Annotated in this window: 10 protein-coding genes; 3 read left to right on the forward strand and 7 right to left on the reverse strand. The window is 42.6% G+C overall.

The genetic code is table 11. The features are described from left to right. Positions 1–56: 56 nt before the first annotated feature. From AC1DPZ_RS01085 to AC1DPZ_RS01105, 5 genes are all read right to left on the reverse strand, one after another. Complete coding sequence (locus AC1DPZ_RS01085) at positions 57–1,577, reverse strand: RagB/SusD family nutrient uptake outer membrane protein (protein ID WP_477400639.1); 1,521 nt, start codon at positions 1,575–1,577, stop codon at positions 57–59. A gap of 19 nt (positions 1,578–1,596) precedes the next feature. Further along, positions 1,597–4,812, reverse strand: a complete 3,216-nt coding sequence (locus tag AC1DPZ_RS01090) for a SusC/RagA family TonB-linked outer membrane protein (RefSeq protein ID WP_477400640.1) — start codon at positions 4,810–4,812, stop codon at positions 1,597–1,599. Between the two features lie 169 nt (positions 4,813–4,981). Beyond that, entirely contained in the window at positions 4,982–7,840 is a 2,859-nt protein-coding gene (locus AC1DPZ_RS01095) for a glycosyl hydrolase (RefSeq protein WP_477400641.1), read from the reverse strand. Positions 7,841–7,850: 10 nt separating this feature from the next. Further along, on the reverse strand, positions 7,851–9,080 hold the full coding sequence (locus AC1DPZ_RS01100; RefSeq protein ID WP_477400643.1) for an oligogalacturonate lyase family protein: 1,230 nt from the start codon (positions 9,078–9,080) through the stop codon (positions 7,851–7,853). Between the two features lie 15 nt (positions 9,081–9,095). After that, entirely contained in the window at positions 9,096–10,442 is a 1,347-nt protein-coding gene (locus tag AC1DPZ_RS01105; protein ID WP_477400644.1) for a rhamnogalacturonan acetylesterase, read from the reverse strand. A 359-nt stretch (positions 10,443–10,801) separates the two neighbouring features. On the opposite strand from AC1DPZ_RS01105, the gene AC1DPZ_RS01110 reads away from it, so the two are divergent. Further along, positions 10,802–12,247: an MFS transporter gene (locus tag AC1DPZ_RS01110; protein ID WP_477400645.1), complete on the forward strand. Its 1,446-nt coding sequence runs from the start codon at positions 10,802–10,804 to the stop codon at positions 12,245–12,247. 32 nt (positions 12,248–12,279) lie between these two features. Further along, entirely contained in the window at positions 12,280–12,849 is a 570-nt protein-coding gene (locus AC1DPZ_RS01115; RefSeq protein WP_477400647.1) for a Crp/Fnr family transcriptional regulator, read from the forward strand. Positions 12,850–13,009: 160 nt separating this feature from the next. On the opposite strand, the gene rhaM is transcribed toward AC1DPZ_RS01115, so the two are convergent. Continuing rightward, positions 13,010–13,324 (reverse strand): L-rhamnose mutarotase, encoded by a 315-nt coding sequence (gene rhaM, locus AC1DPZ_RS01120; protein ID WP_477400648.1) that lies wholly within the window; start codon positions 13,322–13,324, stop codon positions 13,010–13,012. Between the two features lie 221 nt (positions 13,325–13,545). On the opposite strand from rhaM, the gene AC1DPZ_RS01125 reads away from it, so the two are divergent. Next, positions 13,546–14,577 carry a GntR family transcriptional regulator gene (locus tag AC1DPZ_RS01125; protein WP_477400650.1) on the forward strand — a complete coding sequence of 344 codons (1,032 nt, stop codon included), beginning with the start codon at positions 13,546–13,548 and terminating at the stop codon, positions 14,575–14,577. 167 nt (positions 14,578–14,744) lie between these two features. Here the strand turns inward: AC1DPZ_RS01125 and AC1DPZ_RS01130 are convergent, their stop codons facing one another. Beyond that, entirely contained in the window at positions 14,745–16,157 is a 1,413-nt protein-coding gene (locus AC1DPZ_RS01130; protein WP_477400651.1) for a calcineurin-like phosphoesterase C-terminal domain-containing protein, read from the reverse strand. Positions 16,158–16,211 lie beyond the last annotated feature (54 nt).

Here is a 16,211-nt window from a genome sequence, read left to right on the forward strand (position 1 = left end):
AGGATAAGCCAGTCTTTTTATGATGTCCAGGACAATTCTTTCATCTCTCTTCCTTATCAATAGCCGGGGTTTTGTGTGTACAGGCCCGGAGCCGCATCCAATTGTGTTTGCGGTACCGGGTAGATCACATAATTTGCTACAACCGGTTTTATGCTTTTCTGGGCATCTTCCTTAGCAATCCAGGCGTTCATGATAGTTAACAGGTCGCCGCTTCTTTGCAGGTCGAACCAGCGCGAACCTTCGTCAGCAAACTCCCTGCGGCGCTCATCAAATAATTGAGGAAGCGTTACACCGGCTATTGATGGCAACCCGGCCCGCGCCCTCACCTGGTTAACAATAGCGTCAACATCGCCTTGCGAACCGGCAGCGCCATGCAGTATACACTCGGCCTTTAGCATTAAAATATCCGTGTACCTGATAGCAATAAAGTTAATTCCCCAGTCGAAACGGCTGGTAGTCGGAATTTTGGTGATATCAAGCCATTTTTTAAAGAATGGCCGGTTTTCTGTACTCCCGGCATTGGTGTACCCCGCAGTATAGATATTAAATGCCTTACGTACATCGGCGCCATCATAACTACCTGCCAAATCCTTTGATACCGGGATAATTTCCAGGCTTCCGTTTGATTTGTTATCCTTAATTGATAAAAAATAACCGTTTGGCGTAAGTATCCATGGATATGAAGCGCCATAAAGATCGCTGTTGCCACTTATGCCGCCGGCATACATAACATCAAAAACGGCTTCCTTATTGGTAACAGGACTTTGATTGCTATATGAAAACACATTGCTATAGTTTGTATTGAAAGTAAACTGACCGCTGCTGATGATATCCTGCAACAATGGCAAAGCCAGGGCCCATTCATTTGATCCTGTTCCCGGCCCCTCTATACCATAATTTGGTGCCGATTTAGCCATGTAAACCTGGGCCAGTAAAGCTTCGGCGGCATATTTGGTAGCACGCCCAACATCAATCCCGGTATAGGTAGCTGGTAAATTGGCCATGGCCGATTGCAGATCGGCAATAATGAGTTTATAAACATCAGCCACCGGGCTGCGGCCAATAGTATTAGCCTCGGGCGCGGTTACCGGGTGATCAATAACCGGTACTTTGCCAAAGTACCTTACCAGGTCGAAATAATAAAATGCGCGTAAAAATTTGGCTTCGGCCTGTAATCGTGCAGACAAAGATGCCGAGCCTATATAACTGCCGTTTTTGACAACCTGGTCAAGCAGGGTATTCGCCCTGAAAATGCCATTAAAATCGGTACCCCATGCTTCGGTAACATAGGCGTTTGCTGCTAATGATGGCGAAAAATTATTCACCGGATCCCAGTCGCGTACGGTAACCGAAACACCGTAAATATTGTCTGAACGTATTTCGGACAGGTTAGACAGTCTTACCGGATAGTTATGCAGATCGGCATAAATTGCGTTGGAAGCCTGTAGAAAATCACTTGGCGAATGATAAAAGGTAGCTGTTGTAGATGCTGAAATTGGCACCTGATTTAATTCCTTATTACAGGAAGCCATCATAAAAACAGCCGATATGGTTGATAGAAAAAATATCTTTTTCATTTTGATAATGTTGAAATAATTAAAAAGTGACGTTTACACCGAAGATCAATGATTTAGCCAATGGCAAACCTCCGTAATCACCGGCTTCCGGGTAATTACTGTCAGAGCTAATAGCTGTATTTTGTGCTTCGGGATTGAAACCACCATAATATTTATCACGTCCAAAGAAGTTTTCGGCAGTAACATAAATTCGCGCTGCGCCTAAAGCTTTTGTTTTAAAAATACTTTTCAGATCGTACCCCAAAGTGATATTCCTAACCCGCACATAGTTTGATGAATATAACCAGTCGGTATTGGCCACAAAACCAAATGTTGAATAAGCTTTACTAACGCGTCCATCGCCCTGGTTATCTGGCGACCGCCAGCGGTTGGCATAAAACGCAGGTGCATTATCGGTAAAGCCCTGCCCTGTACGTGTGATAGCCCTGCCCAATAAAGAATAAATTGAACCCCCGTTTTGCCCCTGCACTAAAACACTCAGGTCAAACCCCTTGTAGCGTACTGTATTGGTGATACCCCAGGTATAATTAGGGTTTGGATGGCCAACAATTTGTTTATCAGCTTCGGTAATAACACCGTCGCCGTTCAGATCCTGGTATTTAGGATCGCCCACGGTTTCGCCGGTATTATATGTTGCAGCATGGTTATCTATATCAGCCTGTGTTAGGAAACCTATTTGCCTTACAACATAAATACTGTTTAATGGCTGCCCTACACGTAAAATGGCGTCAGAAACATCAAATGAATTTGGAATGATGATTTGTTTTTGATTGCCATAAAGCGACACAATTTTATTGGTATTATGACTAATATTAATTGAGGTGTTCCATTGAAATTTACCAACCAGGTTATGGCTGGTTAATTCCAGTTCCTGGCCAATGTTACGTACCGAACCCGCATTGCGCAGCTGGCTGCTAAAGCCTGTTGATTGCAGGATTGGCACATTGAGTAATAATTCGGTATTTAATTTATTATAGTAGTCGAATGAGCCGGTTAAACGGTTGCTGAAAAATCCAAAATCAACACCCAGGTCATAGGTCTGTGATTTTTCCCACTGAATATCGGGATTTGGCAAGTTACTTGGGGCCTGGCCAATAGCCAAAGCCTGGGCTGCACCCAAAACATATCCGTATTGACCTATTTGCGAAATACTTCCATAATCGGCAATACTATTGTTACCGTTTACACCATAGCTAAAACGCAGTTTCAAATCGCTTATAACAGACACTTTCTTCATGAAGTTTTCCTGGATAATTCGCCACCCTATAGATGCCGACGGGAATATGCCATACTTTGTATTTGGCCCGAACCGGGAAGATCCGTCTTCACGTAAGCTTGCCGATAAAAGATACTTGTCTTTGTATCCGTACTGTACACGACTAAAGTAGGATACCAAAACACTTTTAGTACCCGATGTGTTGCCCGTTACCGTTGCTGCCGAATTTAAGGTTTGAATTATACTGCTGGTATATCCTCCAACTGATGACAGTGTTGATTGATCTAAACGATCGGTATTATAGGATTGCCCCACCAATACATTCAGGCTATGTACCGCATTAAATGTAGTGTTATAGGTAAGCGTATTCTCGTTAACAAATGTTTGTCTTTTAAACGTACTGTATGAACCCGAAGTGTTAGCTGTAAGGTTTGAGTTTGTAGAAGCATTAAAGGTTCTGTTAGCCAGTGTACCCGCAATGGTGTACGGCGTATAGCTGTTTGAGGCATTATCAACATTATCCAGGTTTACTGAACTTCTTAATGTTAAACCTTTAATGATCTCGTATTCGGCAAATATAGTGGCCAGCGTACGGTATTTTTTTGTTTGCCCTACTTTGTTTTCCAATTTGGCTATGGGGCTATTGGCCGAATTGCCCCAGGTATATTGCGCGTTTTTGAAAGCATTTGGGTACAAGCCTACAGTATCCTCCTGTATAGGGCTGTAGCTAATAGCCTGGTGAAAAATATTATCCTTACCCTCAACACCCGGATCCTGGGTGATGGAATAAGTAGGCGCTATATTTAAACCTATTTTTAATTTTTTGGTGGCATGTACTTCCACATTAGCCCTGGCAGAATAGGCTTTATATCCCAGTCCCTTTACAAAACCATCCTGGTTGGCATAATTTCCCGAGATAAAATAGTTCACAAACTCATTACCGCCGCTGGCGCTTAGCGCCTGGTTTTGCATAACACCATTTTGCTCTATTGCTTTCTCCCAGTTAACATATTGTAAACCCGGGTGTCCTGGCATGGCCCACCTTGGATCAAGCATATAAGCCGAACTGAAGGCACCTGCGTTTAGGGACTGGCGTTTTGCATTGTCATCACTGGCTGTTGCACCCTGTGTGCCAAATTTAAGCACATAAGCCGCATTAATCATTTCAGTAGCGCGGTCTATCCATTGGTCGCCGTTAAGCATAGGCAAATATTTACTGGCCGCATTATATCCGTAATAACCGTTATAAGTAATTTTAGCCTTACCCGATTTGCCCCTTTTGGTTGTAATTAAAACAACCCCGTTTGATGCTCTTGATCCGTAAATGGCAGCAGCAGCGGCATCTTTTAAAACCTGGATATCTTCAATATCATTTGGATTAATATTATCCAGCGGGTTGCCTGTTCCAAAGCTGCCGCCGCTACCTATTGGTGATACCGACAGCGGAAAGCCGTCTATTACATACAATGGTTCGTTACCGGCACTTATAGAACCGCTGCCCCGTACATTAACACTAAAGGCCTTGCCCGGTACACCTGTGGTTTGTTTTACACTAACGCCGGCCATTTGGCCTACAAGCGCCTGGTCAACACGGGTTATGGCACGCTCATCCAGGTTATCTGCCTTAAAGGTAGCCACCGCACCGGTAACATTCGCCCGTTTTTGGGCGCCGTAACCAATTACCACAACTTCATTTAACTGCGATTCGGTTTCGGTTAAACTTATATTAATGATGTTGTTTGTGCCTACGGTAACTTCCTTAGTTTCAAATCCAACCGATTTAAACACTAACACTTGTCCGGCGGTAGCTTTTATAGCGTACTTGCCATCCACATCGGCAGTTGTACCTGCTTTTGTACCTTTTAGCTGCACAGAAGCAGCAGGAACGGGAAGATGTTTACTATCCGTAACCGTACCCGTGATACTGAGTTGCTGTGCAAAAGCACTATAGATGCCTGTCGCATTAAAAAAAAGCAACAGCAACAGCACTTTACAAGAATGAATAAAGATTCTTTTCATAAAATTAATTTTAGGGGTTTAACTGTTTGGTCAGTTAGGTTATAATGTAAAACGAACATAAAAGTTAATTCCAACAGCACCATCCTGTAGCATCCTGCTTACGGAGTATGGGGGCACAAAAAAAGGCGGTCAAAACAACCGCCTTTTCTCTTAAAAAAAACTTTATTAACTATTTAATAAGCACATATTTAACCGGCCTAAGGGTAACCGGCCCAACCAAACCAGATGGCTTTGGCTGCCAGTTTATTGCGGTAAAAAGGCCATCCGGGCCTTTGGATCCGGGGCTATGTGACTGAAAATTAGTATTATAGAAGACCCTGTAGGGAATGTTCTTTTTATCCATATCTATAATGCGGTTCACCATCAGGTTAGCTACTTTTACCTGTAACTGATTGACCGGCCTTAACTGTGCTGAAGGTATAGTAACCGTGTATTGCGGACCTATAAGTGTAACTAACTTTTTACCGTTGAGATAAACTTCGGCACTTTCATGCACCTTACCCAGATCCAACTGCCAGGCTACCGCATTTAAGGTTGGCTTTTTAAAAGTGATTGAATAGCTGCCTGTTCCGGAAAACGCTTTAAATTCATCGCCCCCTAATGCCGTCCATGATTTAAGGTCGGCGGTTTTTATTGGTTGCGGGAGGGTTGGACCGCCCTTGGTAAATGTAAGCGCCCATGTACCATTTATAGCTACCGGTTTACCTGCAAGCTGGTAATATTTATAATTTGCGATATTAACTTTTGTAGGTAACGTTTGCAAAATGCAGCTTTGCCCGGGCTGTAGTTGCAGGTAAACACCGGTTTGACCTTTGCCTTGTTTCCGGCTCCTGGCCAAGCCGTAATTTTTGGTCATCGGATCAAATACCACTACCGATGCTGCATTAACGGATAACCCTACCCAGCCATCCACCGCTTTATCACTATTATTGGCGATAAAATAGCTGTTGCCATTTTTGTAGGTTCTGCGTACAAATTGAAGGCCATCATCGGTCATGCGCTCCCTGTTTATTCCCGCAGCATCCAGTAAGGGCATTATTTCATCAGCAATTAAAAACCGGCCTTTGCCTATCGCCGCCGTTTTAACCCCATCAGCCCCCGAGGTAAAGTTTAACCCGGCCAGTAAATCCTTAAATGCTTTTTCCCGCTCATTTAAACGGGCATATCCGGGCACATCTGATGGCAGTTTTTTATACACCACCACTGTTGCTCCTGACTTTGCCATATCCATTATCTTATGGAATGTTTCCAGCGGGATATACCTGCAATCGGGCAGCAAAATGGTTTTGTAACTGATTCCACCGGTGGCTATGCGGGCGCCTGCGGCTTGCAGTGCCATTATCTGCTTATCTGATATAAAATCAAAAGTGTAACCCTTTTTCAACATCTCCTGGGTTGAGTTTTCAAACCCGGTACCACTAAAATCGGGTTTCATGGCATCATAATGCTTAAGTAAACCTTTTTCGCCGCGTTCCGAAAAACTATCGAACAAAGGATAATAAACCAGCACATCATTATCCGGCTTGCCCTGTTGCAGAAATGACTGGCAATTGGTTATATATTCATTAAGGGTTGAAAAATCGTTCCAGAATGGATTGGTCTGGTTAAAATGTACTTCGGCATAAAACAACCAACCGGGCCAGGGGGCATCCTTTGGCGAATAGCTGATACCATGATAAAAAATATGGTTAACCCCGCCTACAAAATATTTATCAATAGCCTGCTTAACATCGCCTAATGACGTCAAAAAGTGATCATTAAGCCAGGTTGCCGACTCTGACGAAGCCAGCGGCTTACCGGTAACGTGTGCCGCCGAGGTAGCAAACTTGAATCGCAAGATATCATTTCCCTCGGTTTCAGGAATATCGATAGCCGCGTACAGATCCAGTATATTGGATGGCGAACCGTGCGATTGATTACGGATTAAAGCGCCTTTTGATTTACCCCATTCATGCCAGGGTTTGGTAAAATTGTCAAGCAACAGGTCGGATATAGTTTGGCGGTAATCGCACAATATCCTGTTATTGTTTTCTTTGTCATCATTACCAAACAAGGCCGGTAAATGATCCCGAAGATCGTAGCCCCGGCGATTAATAAACTCATCAAAAAACTGTGGGGTAAAATTAGATTGCCCGCGGGCATCATCTACTTCGTACGAGTCATTAAAAAACGCGCGGATAGCACTTACATCCTGGCCTTTGAATGCCTGGTTAAACTTATCCAGGTAATGATCCAGTGCCGGTTTCGAAAAATGGTCAATCACATAACCTTCACCACCCGGGGCTGCCCGCTCCACCATTTTACCATGCCATCCCATAAAAAGCGCATATAACTTCCAGTTACCGGCAGGTGCGGTCCAGTTCAGTTTGCCATCGGCCTCAACTTTACCGGTCAGGTTCAGGGCCTGCCCTTTGCCATCGTAGGCCATTAAAACAGTGAGTGGTATACGTTTTTCAAACCGCACCTGGTCAAGGGCTATCAATTGCAGGTTTTTATTATTGCTGATGGGCTCAACCAGGTCGGCGATCTTTGGCGCCCGGCCGTCTGCCCGTACCAGGGGTTGTTGTACAAACACAACAGGTTCATTTAATTTATCCCCACCCTTCAGGTCATAATTTTTCCAGAAGAGTTCCTTGCTCGCATCCTGATCAGTTACCCAGGGGCCACCGAAAGGCCAGCCTGTGGCGTTGGCCAGGTCGATACCCATATCCAAACGTTTAGCCTCCTGCAGTGTATACGTCAGCATATCTACCCATTGTGGCGACAAATACGATATAAACTCACTTTCGTGCCCTTTTACACCGTAAATGGGTGTTATTTCCATTCCGCCTAAACCGGCGTCATGATAGCTTTGCATATTCCAGGCCAGGTCCTTTTTGTTTACGGCGCTGCCCTCCCACCACCAGCGGGCCCAGGGTTTGGTTTGCCTGGTAATAACAGGCCAGGTTACCTGGGCGGTTGCAGCTTCAGCACTTATTAAAAGAACTAAAGCGGCGGCTATTTTGAAGTTTTTGTTGAATACCGACATGTAGATTTTTTTATTTGTATTTGGCAATTTCGACCGCGTAAACGCCTTCATGACCTTCAAAATTGGCTCTGAAGATAACCCATTTTTCATCGGGCGAAAAATGCACATTAGGTTCAAGGTGATAGTTGTGATTTTTCATATTAACCAGTTTCTCCGATTTAAAATGATCTCCATCGGGTTTAAAAAGATAGATCCACATGCCATCGGGCGCTTTTGCTACCTGCCCGGCATTACCGCCATCGCCTGCAAATGTTTGCTCATCCCTGGTAACATTGAAATGGATTGACCATTCGTTGCGGTCCATCTGGTAAACGCGATCTTCCTTAGCTGTTTTCATGTTAATGCCCGCCAGGAAAAATGTTTGTCCTTTAGGTTTCTGCAGATCAAACCACTCGGTATTACCAAGCGGCGAAAAAAACTCGTGGCCGGCAATTTCATTTACCATGGTACGCTTATGCAATAGTTTATTTTGGCCGGTTCTTATATTGATATTCCACATCCTGTCTACCTTTTCCCAAGGCCCTTCATGACAGTACGACAAATTATCGGGATCCGTGGGCGAGAAAAGCAGATGGTTAGTCCATTCGTTCTCCTGGTGTATTTGTTTTAATAATTTGTGTTTAACATCAAGAACATATAGGGTGTGCTGAATATGCGCATCATAGATCCTGTTAAAAAAATCGTGCTTTTCGGGATATTTGGCCAGTATCTGGCGTTCCTGCTCACCGGTAGCTTTAACACATGCCATGAAAGTTCCATCGGCATTTACGGTGCCTACCCTGCCTTTAAAGTCGGGGGCAAAAGCGTAAATAAACCTGGTTTTATAGGTATTTACATTTACAGCAAATATACTATCGCCGCTTTGGTAAAATGCCTCACGGGTTTTAGCGCAAACCATTTCTCCCGATACCTTTTCGCGGCCGGTTAACTGTTCGGTCTTTAGGGTTTTAAGATTAACAGTGAACAGTTGCGAACCCTTATCCGTTTTACCGTAAAACACCATCAAATCACCCTCGCCTTTTTCCTGGGGAACAAAAGGATTGTTGTTAAAATAAAAACTCCCGTTATCATTTTCACGGTTTACCAGGCGAACAACCTTATGGCCGGTTTCTTTATCAATCCACCGGGCCGGCATGGGTTTTATGCCTCCTGTTTCTAATAAATCCTGGGCTTTTGTGGTAAAAAAGCTCATACTTAAAAGGGCGAAAGTCATCAAAGCCGGTTTTTTGCTTATCATCATTATTTAGATTTTTAATTAATTTCCGTCGGGTTTTATAGTGCTGTTTTTAGGGCTGACGGGCAGGCTGAAAGTGTCGGCAGGGTCAGGGTGCGATGGATCATACGGCGGTGCATCAATAATATACTTCTCAATACCCAGGTGGTTGCGCCGAATCCCCTCAATAATACATTTGGCAATTTCGTAGGCGCCATAACTGTTAAAGTGGGTATTATCGGCCAGGTCTTTAGGCTGGTTGGGGAACGAGTTGGCAGGATACCACACAAAAGCCTTTTTAGAACCTTCGTTACCAAGGGCCTCATAAAATTTAGCTGTCATCGTGTTAAGATCTATCAGCGGTACATTTTGCTCTTTGGCAATTTTTCTTGCAGCGTCCGGGTAATCGCCCAGCGTATTCACCACTTTACCGCTATCATTAAAAGCGCGGCGGCTGGTGGAAGTTACTATAACCGGGATGGCATTTTTATCGCGTATTTTACTGATGAACAGCTTAAAGCGATCTGTATATGATTTATAGGCCCCATCTTCAGGACCTTTTTCTTTCTGATCATTATGCCCAAACTCGATAAAAAGATAATCACCCGGCTTAATGATACTTAATATTTTATCCAAACGGTGGCTATTTAAAAAGCTGCCCAGGGTAAGGCCCGATTCGGCATGATCGGCAATGGATATTCCCGGTTTAAAAAAACGGGTGATCATTTGCCCCCATGAGCACCAGGGCTCATCATCCTGGTCAACCACGGTGGAGTTTCCCGCCAGGTAAACAGTTACCTCGTCGTCCACCTTTTCTATTTCAAGCGCGTCAATACATGGCCGGATATCATTAAATTCAAGGCTGAGCTTATCATCCCAGTCATATTTTCCAAATTCACGGGGTTTAAGGGATACCTTAGCGCCTGTGCCGATATCCGGCTTACGTATATTTACTATAAAGCTTACTCTTTTTATAGTGCCTTTACCGGTTTTAACTTTCTCCAGCATCAGCCTGCGCGACTCGGCACGTACGGTTATATTGCTGTTGCCCTTAATGTCGCCCAATACCAGTGTTACTTTATAATTGCCTTCGGGCACGTTTACCGAAAAATAGAAAGGTTTATCGCTGGTCACATAATCACCTGTAAGTAGTTTCCCGGGATTGCGGACCACTGTTGTTACTTTTGAGTCAAAATCAAACCCATAACCTTTATTGTCATCAAACTTATCAGCCGGGCCTACCTTTTGATAACCTTTGGCTGCCTTGCCGCTTCCAAAATCAAATTTAAAACTGGTTTTAGCTCCTTGTGCTAAAAGTGCTGCAGGTAAGGCAAGCCACAATAAAAAACAAAAACAGGGCAATAAGATCTTGTACCGCAATTTGATCATGATGAATACTAATTTACCTGGTTATCTGGCTGCCCAAAATTGGGGCATGGTTTATAATAGATAAAGTTATACCATGTTTATTCAGGCAGCATCCTGCACTATCCTGAATGAAGGTGTTGTTTGTGTAACAAATTCATTGCCTGTTCAAAACTCATAAAAAACGATTCAAATGTTATATGTACCGAACCTATGGCCCGCTGTTTTTTATTGTCCGGATCCCACGGGTTGAAATCCCTGGCTACAAAATGGTTAGGGGCTGCTCCCCTGACGACCCGGGTGTAAAATAGCTATTATTATAACCCTTCCATTTTTTAACACACATCAATGCTTATTCATTTTCTGTTTTCCAATTTTGTGGCATGAAAACAGAAACATTAGAGTGTTTATCCATAACTGGCATTGCAGAAAGCTCTACCGGCAATTTTCCCAAACTGAAAATTGCTATTGCTGGTATTTCTATAAGCTTATTTATGATGAACCTCGACACAAGTATTGTGAGCGTAGGATTACCAACTATGATTAAAAGCCTAAAAACCACTTTTGCCTCGGCACAATGGTTTGTGCTGGCTTACTTGCTTGTGCTTACTGCTTTAATTACGGCTGCAGGGCGGCTTGGCGACATTGTAGGTAAAAAGAAATTATACCTTGCGGGTATTGCTATATTTACAATAGCATCCTTGCTTTGCGGTATCTCTAATAGTGCAGCCTTATTTATCTTATTTCGTGGGTTACAAGGTTTGGGGGCAGCCTTAATATTGGCTTTAAGTATGGCCATTGCAACCGAGCTCACACCTAAAAAACAGTTGGGCAAAACAATGGGGGTTTTATCAACAATAACAGCCCTGGGCATTGCAAGCGGGCCAACTATTGGCGGCATATTGCTTTCAACCTTCGGGTGGCAATCTATGTTTTTGGTAAACATCCCTTTTGGAATAGTGGCTTATGGGCTGGGCCATAAATATATAATGAGCTCCACCATTAAAAAACGTACGCCCATTGATCGGGTTGGAATAATTTTATTAGCAGCAACCTTATCGTCATACTGCTTTGGTATGACGATGATTGAAAAAAGCGGTTTTGGAAGTCCCATTGTTTTAACGTTGTTAGCAGTCACTATTATCGGCTTATTTGCATTTATTCAGTTTGAGAGAAGATTAGCGCATCCTTTAATAAACGTCGCCATTTTTAAAAACAGGCTTATTAGCAAAAACCTGGTTACTACGGTGCTTGTTTATACCGTAATTATTACAACTGTGATATTGCCGCCGTTTTATCTTTTAAAAGCAGCTAATTACAGCCTGGTACAGGTTGGGTTAATTATGTCCTTCGGCCCTTTATTAACTGTTGCGCTTAGTATTTATGCAGGCAAAATTGCCGATAGGTATGGTGCAAAAAATGTGATGTTTTGTGCAGTACTTACCATAGCAATCGGATGCTTTTGTATGAGTACAATTACCCCGGCCGAAAATGTTGGAGGTTATCTATGGCGGATCGGAATTATTGCGCTGGGATTGAATTTTTTTAAAACCCCTAACAACACGGTTGTTATGGAAATAGCACAAGCAGACCAGCGCGGGCTACTAAGCGGTTTTTTGTCGCTGTCGCGGATTTTAGGGCAAATAACCGGAACAACGGTCATGGGCCTTATCTTCGCTGTTTTGTCGGGAGTGTCAGGTACTTCAAAAATCGGCAGTTCGCCGCAGGCAATAACCTATGGCTTTGATAAGGTATTTTTGATAAACGCATTTATAGCATCGTTTGCCGCATTGTTAATCTATCCGAAGTTCTTGAAACAAAATGCATAATTTTAATAAGTAATAAATTCGATTGAATGTTTATGAAAGAAACCTTAGCCAGATACATCCAGAGAAAAGTTAAAATGAGCGACGAAGATTTGCAATTCATTCTTTCGTATTTTAAGCCGCGTACGGTTAAAAAGAAAGAAATTTTATTGCACGAAGGAGATTTGTCAAATAGGATGTATTTTGTTGTGAAAGGCTGCCTGCGAATCTATTTTATAAAGGACGTTGGCACAGAAGTTACCCGAAGAATCATATTTGAAAATGATTCATCATCATCGATGGTGTCTTTTATCACCAAAAATCGTTCAAAGGAATACATTGAAGCAGTAATGGACTCTGAACTGCTATATATGGATAGAAAGGATTTTTACCACCTGGTAGAAACCTTGCCTGTATGGGAGAAATTTTATCGTCATCAGCTGGAATATGCCTATGTAATAAACACCAATAGGTTAATGAGTTTTATTACTAACGATGCCACCGAACGCTATTTATTATTGCTCAAAGAAAACCCCGAAATAATAAAACGATTGCCCAACAGGCTGGTGGCTAATTATTTGAACATTACACAAGAAGGGTTAAGCAGGTTAAAATCAAAATTATAGAACGCCCGGCTAAGCATGAAAGGTAAAATCGTAGACTACAAGACGGACTAAAAAAGCAAACCGCTTGTTACTGTTGTATAGTAAAAAAGCTACCCTGCTTTCATTGAGCAGCTTACAGCCTTATCGTTGTAAACACCGGCCCCATGCCCCTTTGTTAAAATTATGGCAAATAAAAAACCTCTTTTAGCGGAATACTTACCGGTGAGTTATCAGGATTGCTTTCCATAATATCGCCCATGTAGGCCCACCATTTTTGCATAACGGCCTTTGCAGGCAAAGTATCCAGCAAGGCCTTGTCGCTTACTTTCAAAACACCGATCAGGCTGTTGGTTTCCTCATCCAGGAAGATGGCATAGTCGCTTATTCCCGTATCTTTTAGCAGCGCTGATAATTCGGGCCATATTTCATCATGGCGTTTTTTGTACTCCTGTTCAAAGCCGGGAAAAAGCTTCATTTTAAATGCTACGCGATCCATAGGTAAATGTTAAAAGGTAAATACGGCAATTGGTTATTGATATACACTTCGTCCAAAAATCGCTTATATATTTAAACCAACCTGTATGTTTGCCAAAGTAACATTTCTTTTCTCAGTTAACAATCCTGTGACATCATGATTAACTGGCAAAAAGCTTTAACTTTAGCTCGCTTAAACTTGCTTTTAAGTTTATAGCCAGGCATAGGATTTAAAGATGAGGTATGAAATCTTCGCGATTATTGGAATACATATATATTGACTATTATTCATCCACACCCAAATATATACAATTAGCCAACTCGATTATTAAAAGTGTACGTGAAGGGAAACTGGTTATTAATGAAACACTCCCCTCCATTAATGAGTTGAACCTCAATTTTGAAATATCGCGGGATACTGCCGAAAAAGCCTATAAACACTTAAAATCAATTGGCCTGCTTGGTTCTGTACCGGGTAAGGGATATTATATTAAAAACACCGAGGCAGGCCAGCAATTTAAAGTGTTTTTAATATTTAATAAGCTAAGCACCCATAAAAAGTTGGTATATGACGCCATTGTTAATGGCCTCGGGCATGAGGCTGCTATCGATTTTTATATATATAATAACGATTTCGAGTTTTTTAAAAAGCTGATCCAAAACAACAGTAACGATTACACGCACTACGTAATTTTACCGCATTTTATGGATGGCGGCGAAAATGTGCATGATATAATTAATACGTTACCCAAAGACAAGCTGATAATACTTGACAAGCTGGTACCCGGTGTAAAAGGCGACTTTGCAGCTGTATATGAAAATTTTGAAAAAGATATTTTTCATGCCCTGGAGCAGGCCCTGCCGCAGCTTAGCAAGTACCATACATTAAAGATTATATTTCCCGAATACACTTATTTTCCGGGTGAGATACTGAAAGGCTTCTTTAGTTTTTGTATCCAATATGCCTTTACTTATAAAGTTGTTCATGATATACACAAAGAACCTATAAACGAAGGTGAGGTTTTTATCAACCTGATGGAAAATGACCTGGTTGTTTTGATTGAGCGAATCCTGGCGACAAAATTGCAGATAGGTAAAGACGTGGGTGTAATATCCTATAACGAAACCCCGCTTAAAAAAATCATACTAAACGGTTTAACCACCATATCAACAGATTTTGAAAAAATGGGAGAAATGACTGCTGCAATTATTAAAAACGGTACAACTACCCGCTACGAAGTACCTTTTTATTTAACTTTAAGGTCGTCTTTGTAAGCTGCTAACCCTAATAGCTTTATAGCGATTTCCTGAGAATGATCTTAAATTTCGCGAAATTCTGAAGGGTGAGTGTCAAACCGGCAAAAGACTTACGAAGTAATTAATTACTTCGTAAGTCTGGGTTTCTACGACTTGTTATAGGTTGGCTTATGATATTTAATGATCTATTTAGCATCAACTTCGCTTTCATATTTGTTGCCATCCCTGTCGGTAGCCACCACTTTCACTTTATTTATGGCAGGCTCAAAGTGCGCCACAAAAAGGTGATCTGTTTCATGGGGTTCCACGAAATGACGGCCCGCAGGCAGATCATCACCTTTATACAAAGTTACCGACAAAGGGTCGTAACCGGTTTCTTTAGATAACGCTCCCATTGGTTTATCATCTAAAAAATATTCCACCTTCCATTGCGGATCATAATTCCATACATTGGCAATCAGGCGCATCTGGTTGGTGAGTTTCTCTACAAAAATGCTTAACTGGTTTTCTCTGGGCAAACCGGTTGATTTGTAATACCATTTCAGGGCGGTACCATTCACTTCGTAAACGCCGTAGCCCCTCGGGGTGCCGTCGGTACAAATGGGGCCTGTCCACCAGGCGCCGCAAACTGTGCCGTGGATGTGCTCGTATACGCCGTTACTAAAGTTATTGGCGTGCCAGTGTGTATGGCCCGACATGACATGCACGTTCTTAAAGTCCTGCAGAACGGCATAGAAATCTTTGTTATTTTTAACAGCGTTATATACCGGGATATGCAGGTTGATAATGACCAGCTGATCTTTGCCAACATGCTGCAGATCTTTTGCCAGCCAGGCCAGCTGGTCTTCGGTTATGTAGCCATCATACTCGCGTTCAACACCCAGGCAACGCACATCATCCAGCACCACGTAATGGGCTTTACCACGGTTAAAGGAGTAATAGGTAGGCCCGTAAAACTGCTTAAAGGTAACATCCGATGTTTCGTCGCCTCCCATCCGGTAATCCATATCATGGTTACCTATCACCTGGAAAAACGGGATGCCTGTTTTTGCGATAGCCTCGTTATAATCGGGGAAAAGCGCGTGGTTATCCCAAACCAAATCGCCTACGCAAATGCCATGTACCAACGCATTTTTACCCAACGACCGGATAGTTTCTATGGTATCGGGCACCGATGTTTCCATCAATTGCTTTACATCCTTTTTGTTTTTCACCTGTGGATCGGCCCAGATAATGAAATGATGGTTATCGTCATCCGCCTTTAAGCGTTCCAGCTTGAAATCGTAATAGCTGTCACTACTCAGGGTTTCATACTGTTTGGCAATATTGTAATCGTTTTTAAACGCGTAACCGGCCGGTGTGCTCATGAATATGCTTTTGGCCTTTTCATTCGGCATCATCTGGTAATTACCTTCTCCGTCTGTCAGTACAACCGAAAAGCCATCGGAAAGGACGACATCTTTGACGCCTTTTTTGCCGTCGGTAACCCTTCCTTTAATAAGGCCGGTTCCGGTTTTAGCCAGGGCATCCACATGCAGCGCAATGAAGGCGCTCCCGGTTATTAAACCAACATTTTTTATAAAAGATCTTCTGTTCATTTTCAATTTTTGTTAAATCCCCGCACCTGTATTTTTAACCGGTGCGGGGATTTT

It is taken from the genome of Mucilaginibacter sp. P4_G9, assembly GCF_056400985.1.

Excerpts from the sequence above, each read along its gene's own strand:
- AC1DPZ_RS01130 (WP_477400651.1), bottom strand. The coding sequence starts at position 16,157 with ATGAACAGAAGATCTTTTATAAAAAATGTTGGTTTAATAACCGGGAGC.
- AC1DPZ_RS01110 (WP_477400645.1), top strand. The coding sequence starts at position 10,802 with ATGAAAACAGAAACATTAGAGTGTTTATCCATAACTGGCATTGCAGAA.
- AC1DPZ_RS01100 (WP_477400643.1), bottom strand. The coding sequence starts at position 9,080 with ATGATGATAAGCAAAAAACCGGCTTTGATGACTTTCGCCCTTTTAAGT.
- rhaM (WP_477400648.1), bottom strand. The coding sequence starts at position 13,324 with ATGGATCGCGTAGCATTTAAAATGAAGCTTTTTCCCGGCTTTGAACAG.
- AC1DPZ_RS01090 (WP_477400640.1), bottom strand. The coding sequence starts at position 4,812 with ATGAAAAGAATCTTTATTCATTCTTGTAAAGTGCTGTTGCTGTTGCTT.
- AC1DPZ_RS01095 (WP_477400641.1), bottom strand. The coding sequence starts at position 7,840 with ATGTCGGTATTCAACAAAAACTTCAAAATAGCCGCCGCTTTAGTTCTT.
- AC1DPZ_RS01115 (WP_477400647.1), top strand. The coding sequence starts at position 12,280 with ATGAAAGAAACCTTAGCCAGATACATCCAGAGAAAAGTTAAAATGAGC.
- AC1DPZ_RS01105 (WP_477400644.1), bottom strand. The coding sequence starts at position 10,442 with ATGATCAAATTGCGGTACAAGATCTTATTGCCCTGTTTTTGTTTTTTA.
- AC1DPZ_RS01125 (WP_477400650.1), top strand. The coding sequence starts at position 13,546 with ATGAAATCTTCGCGATTATTGGAATACATATATATTGACTATTATTCA.
- AC1DPZ_RS01085 (WP_477400639.1), bottom strand. The coding sequence starts at position 1,577 with ATGAAAAAGATATTTTTTCTATCAACCATATCGGCTGTTTTTATGATG.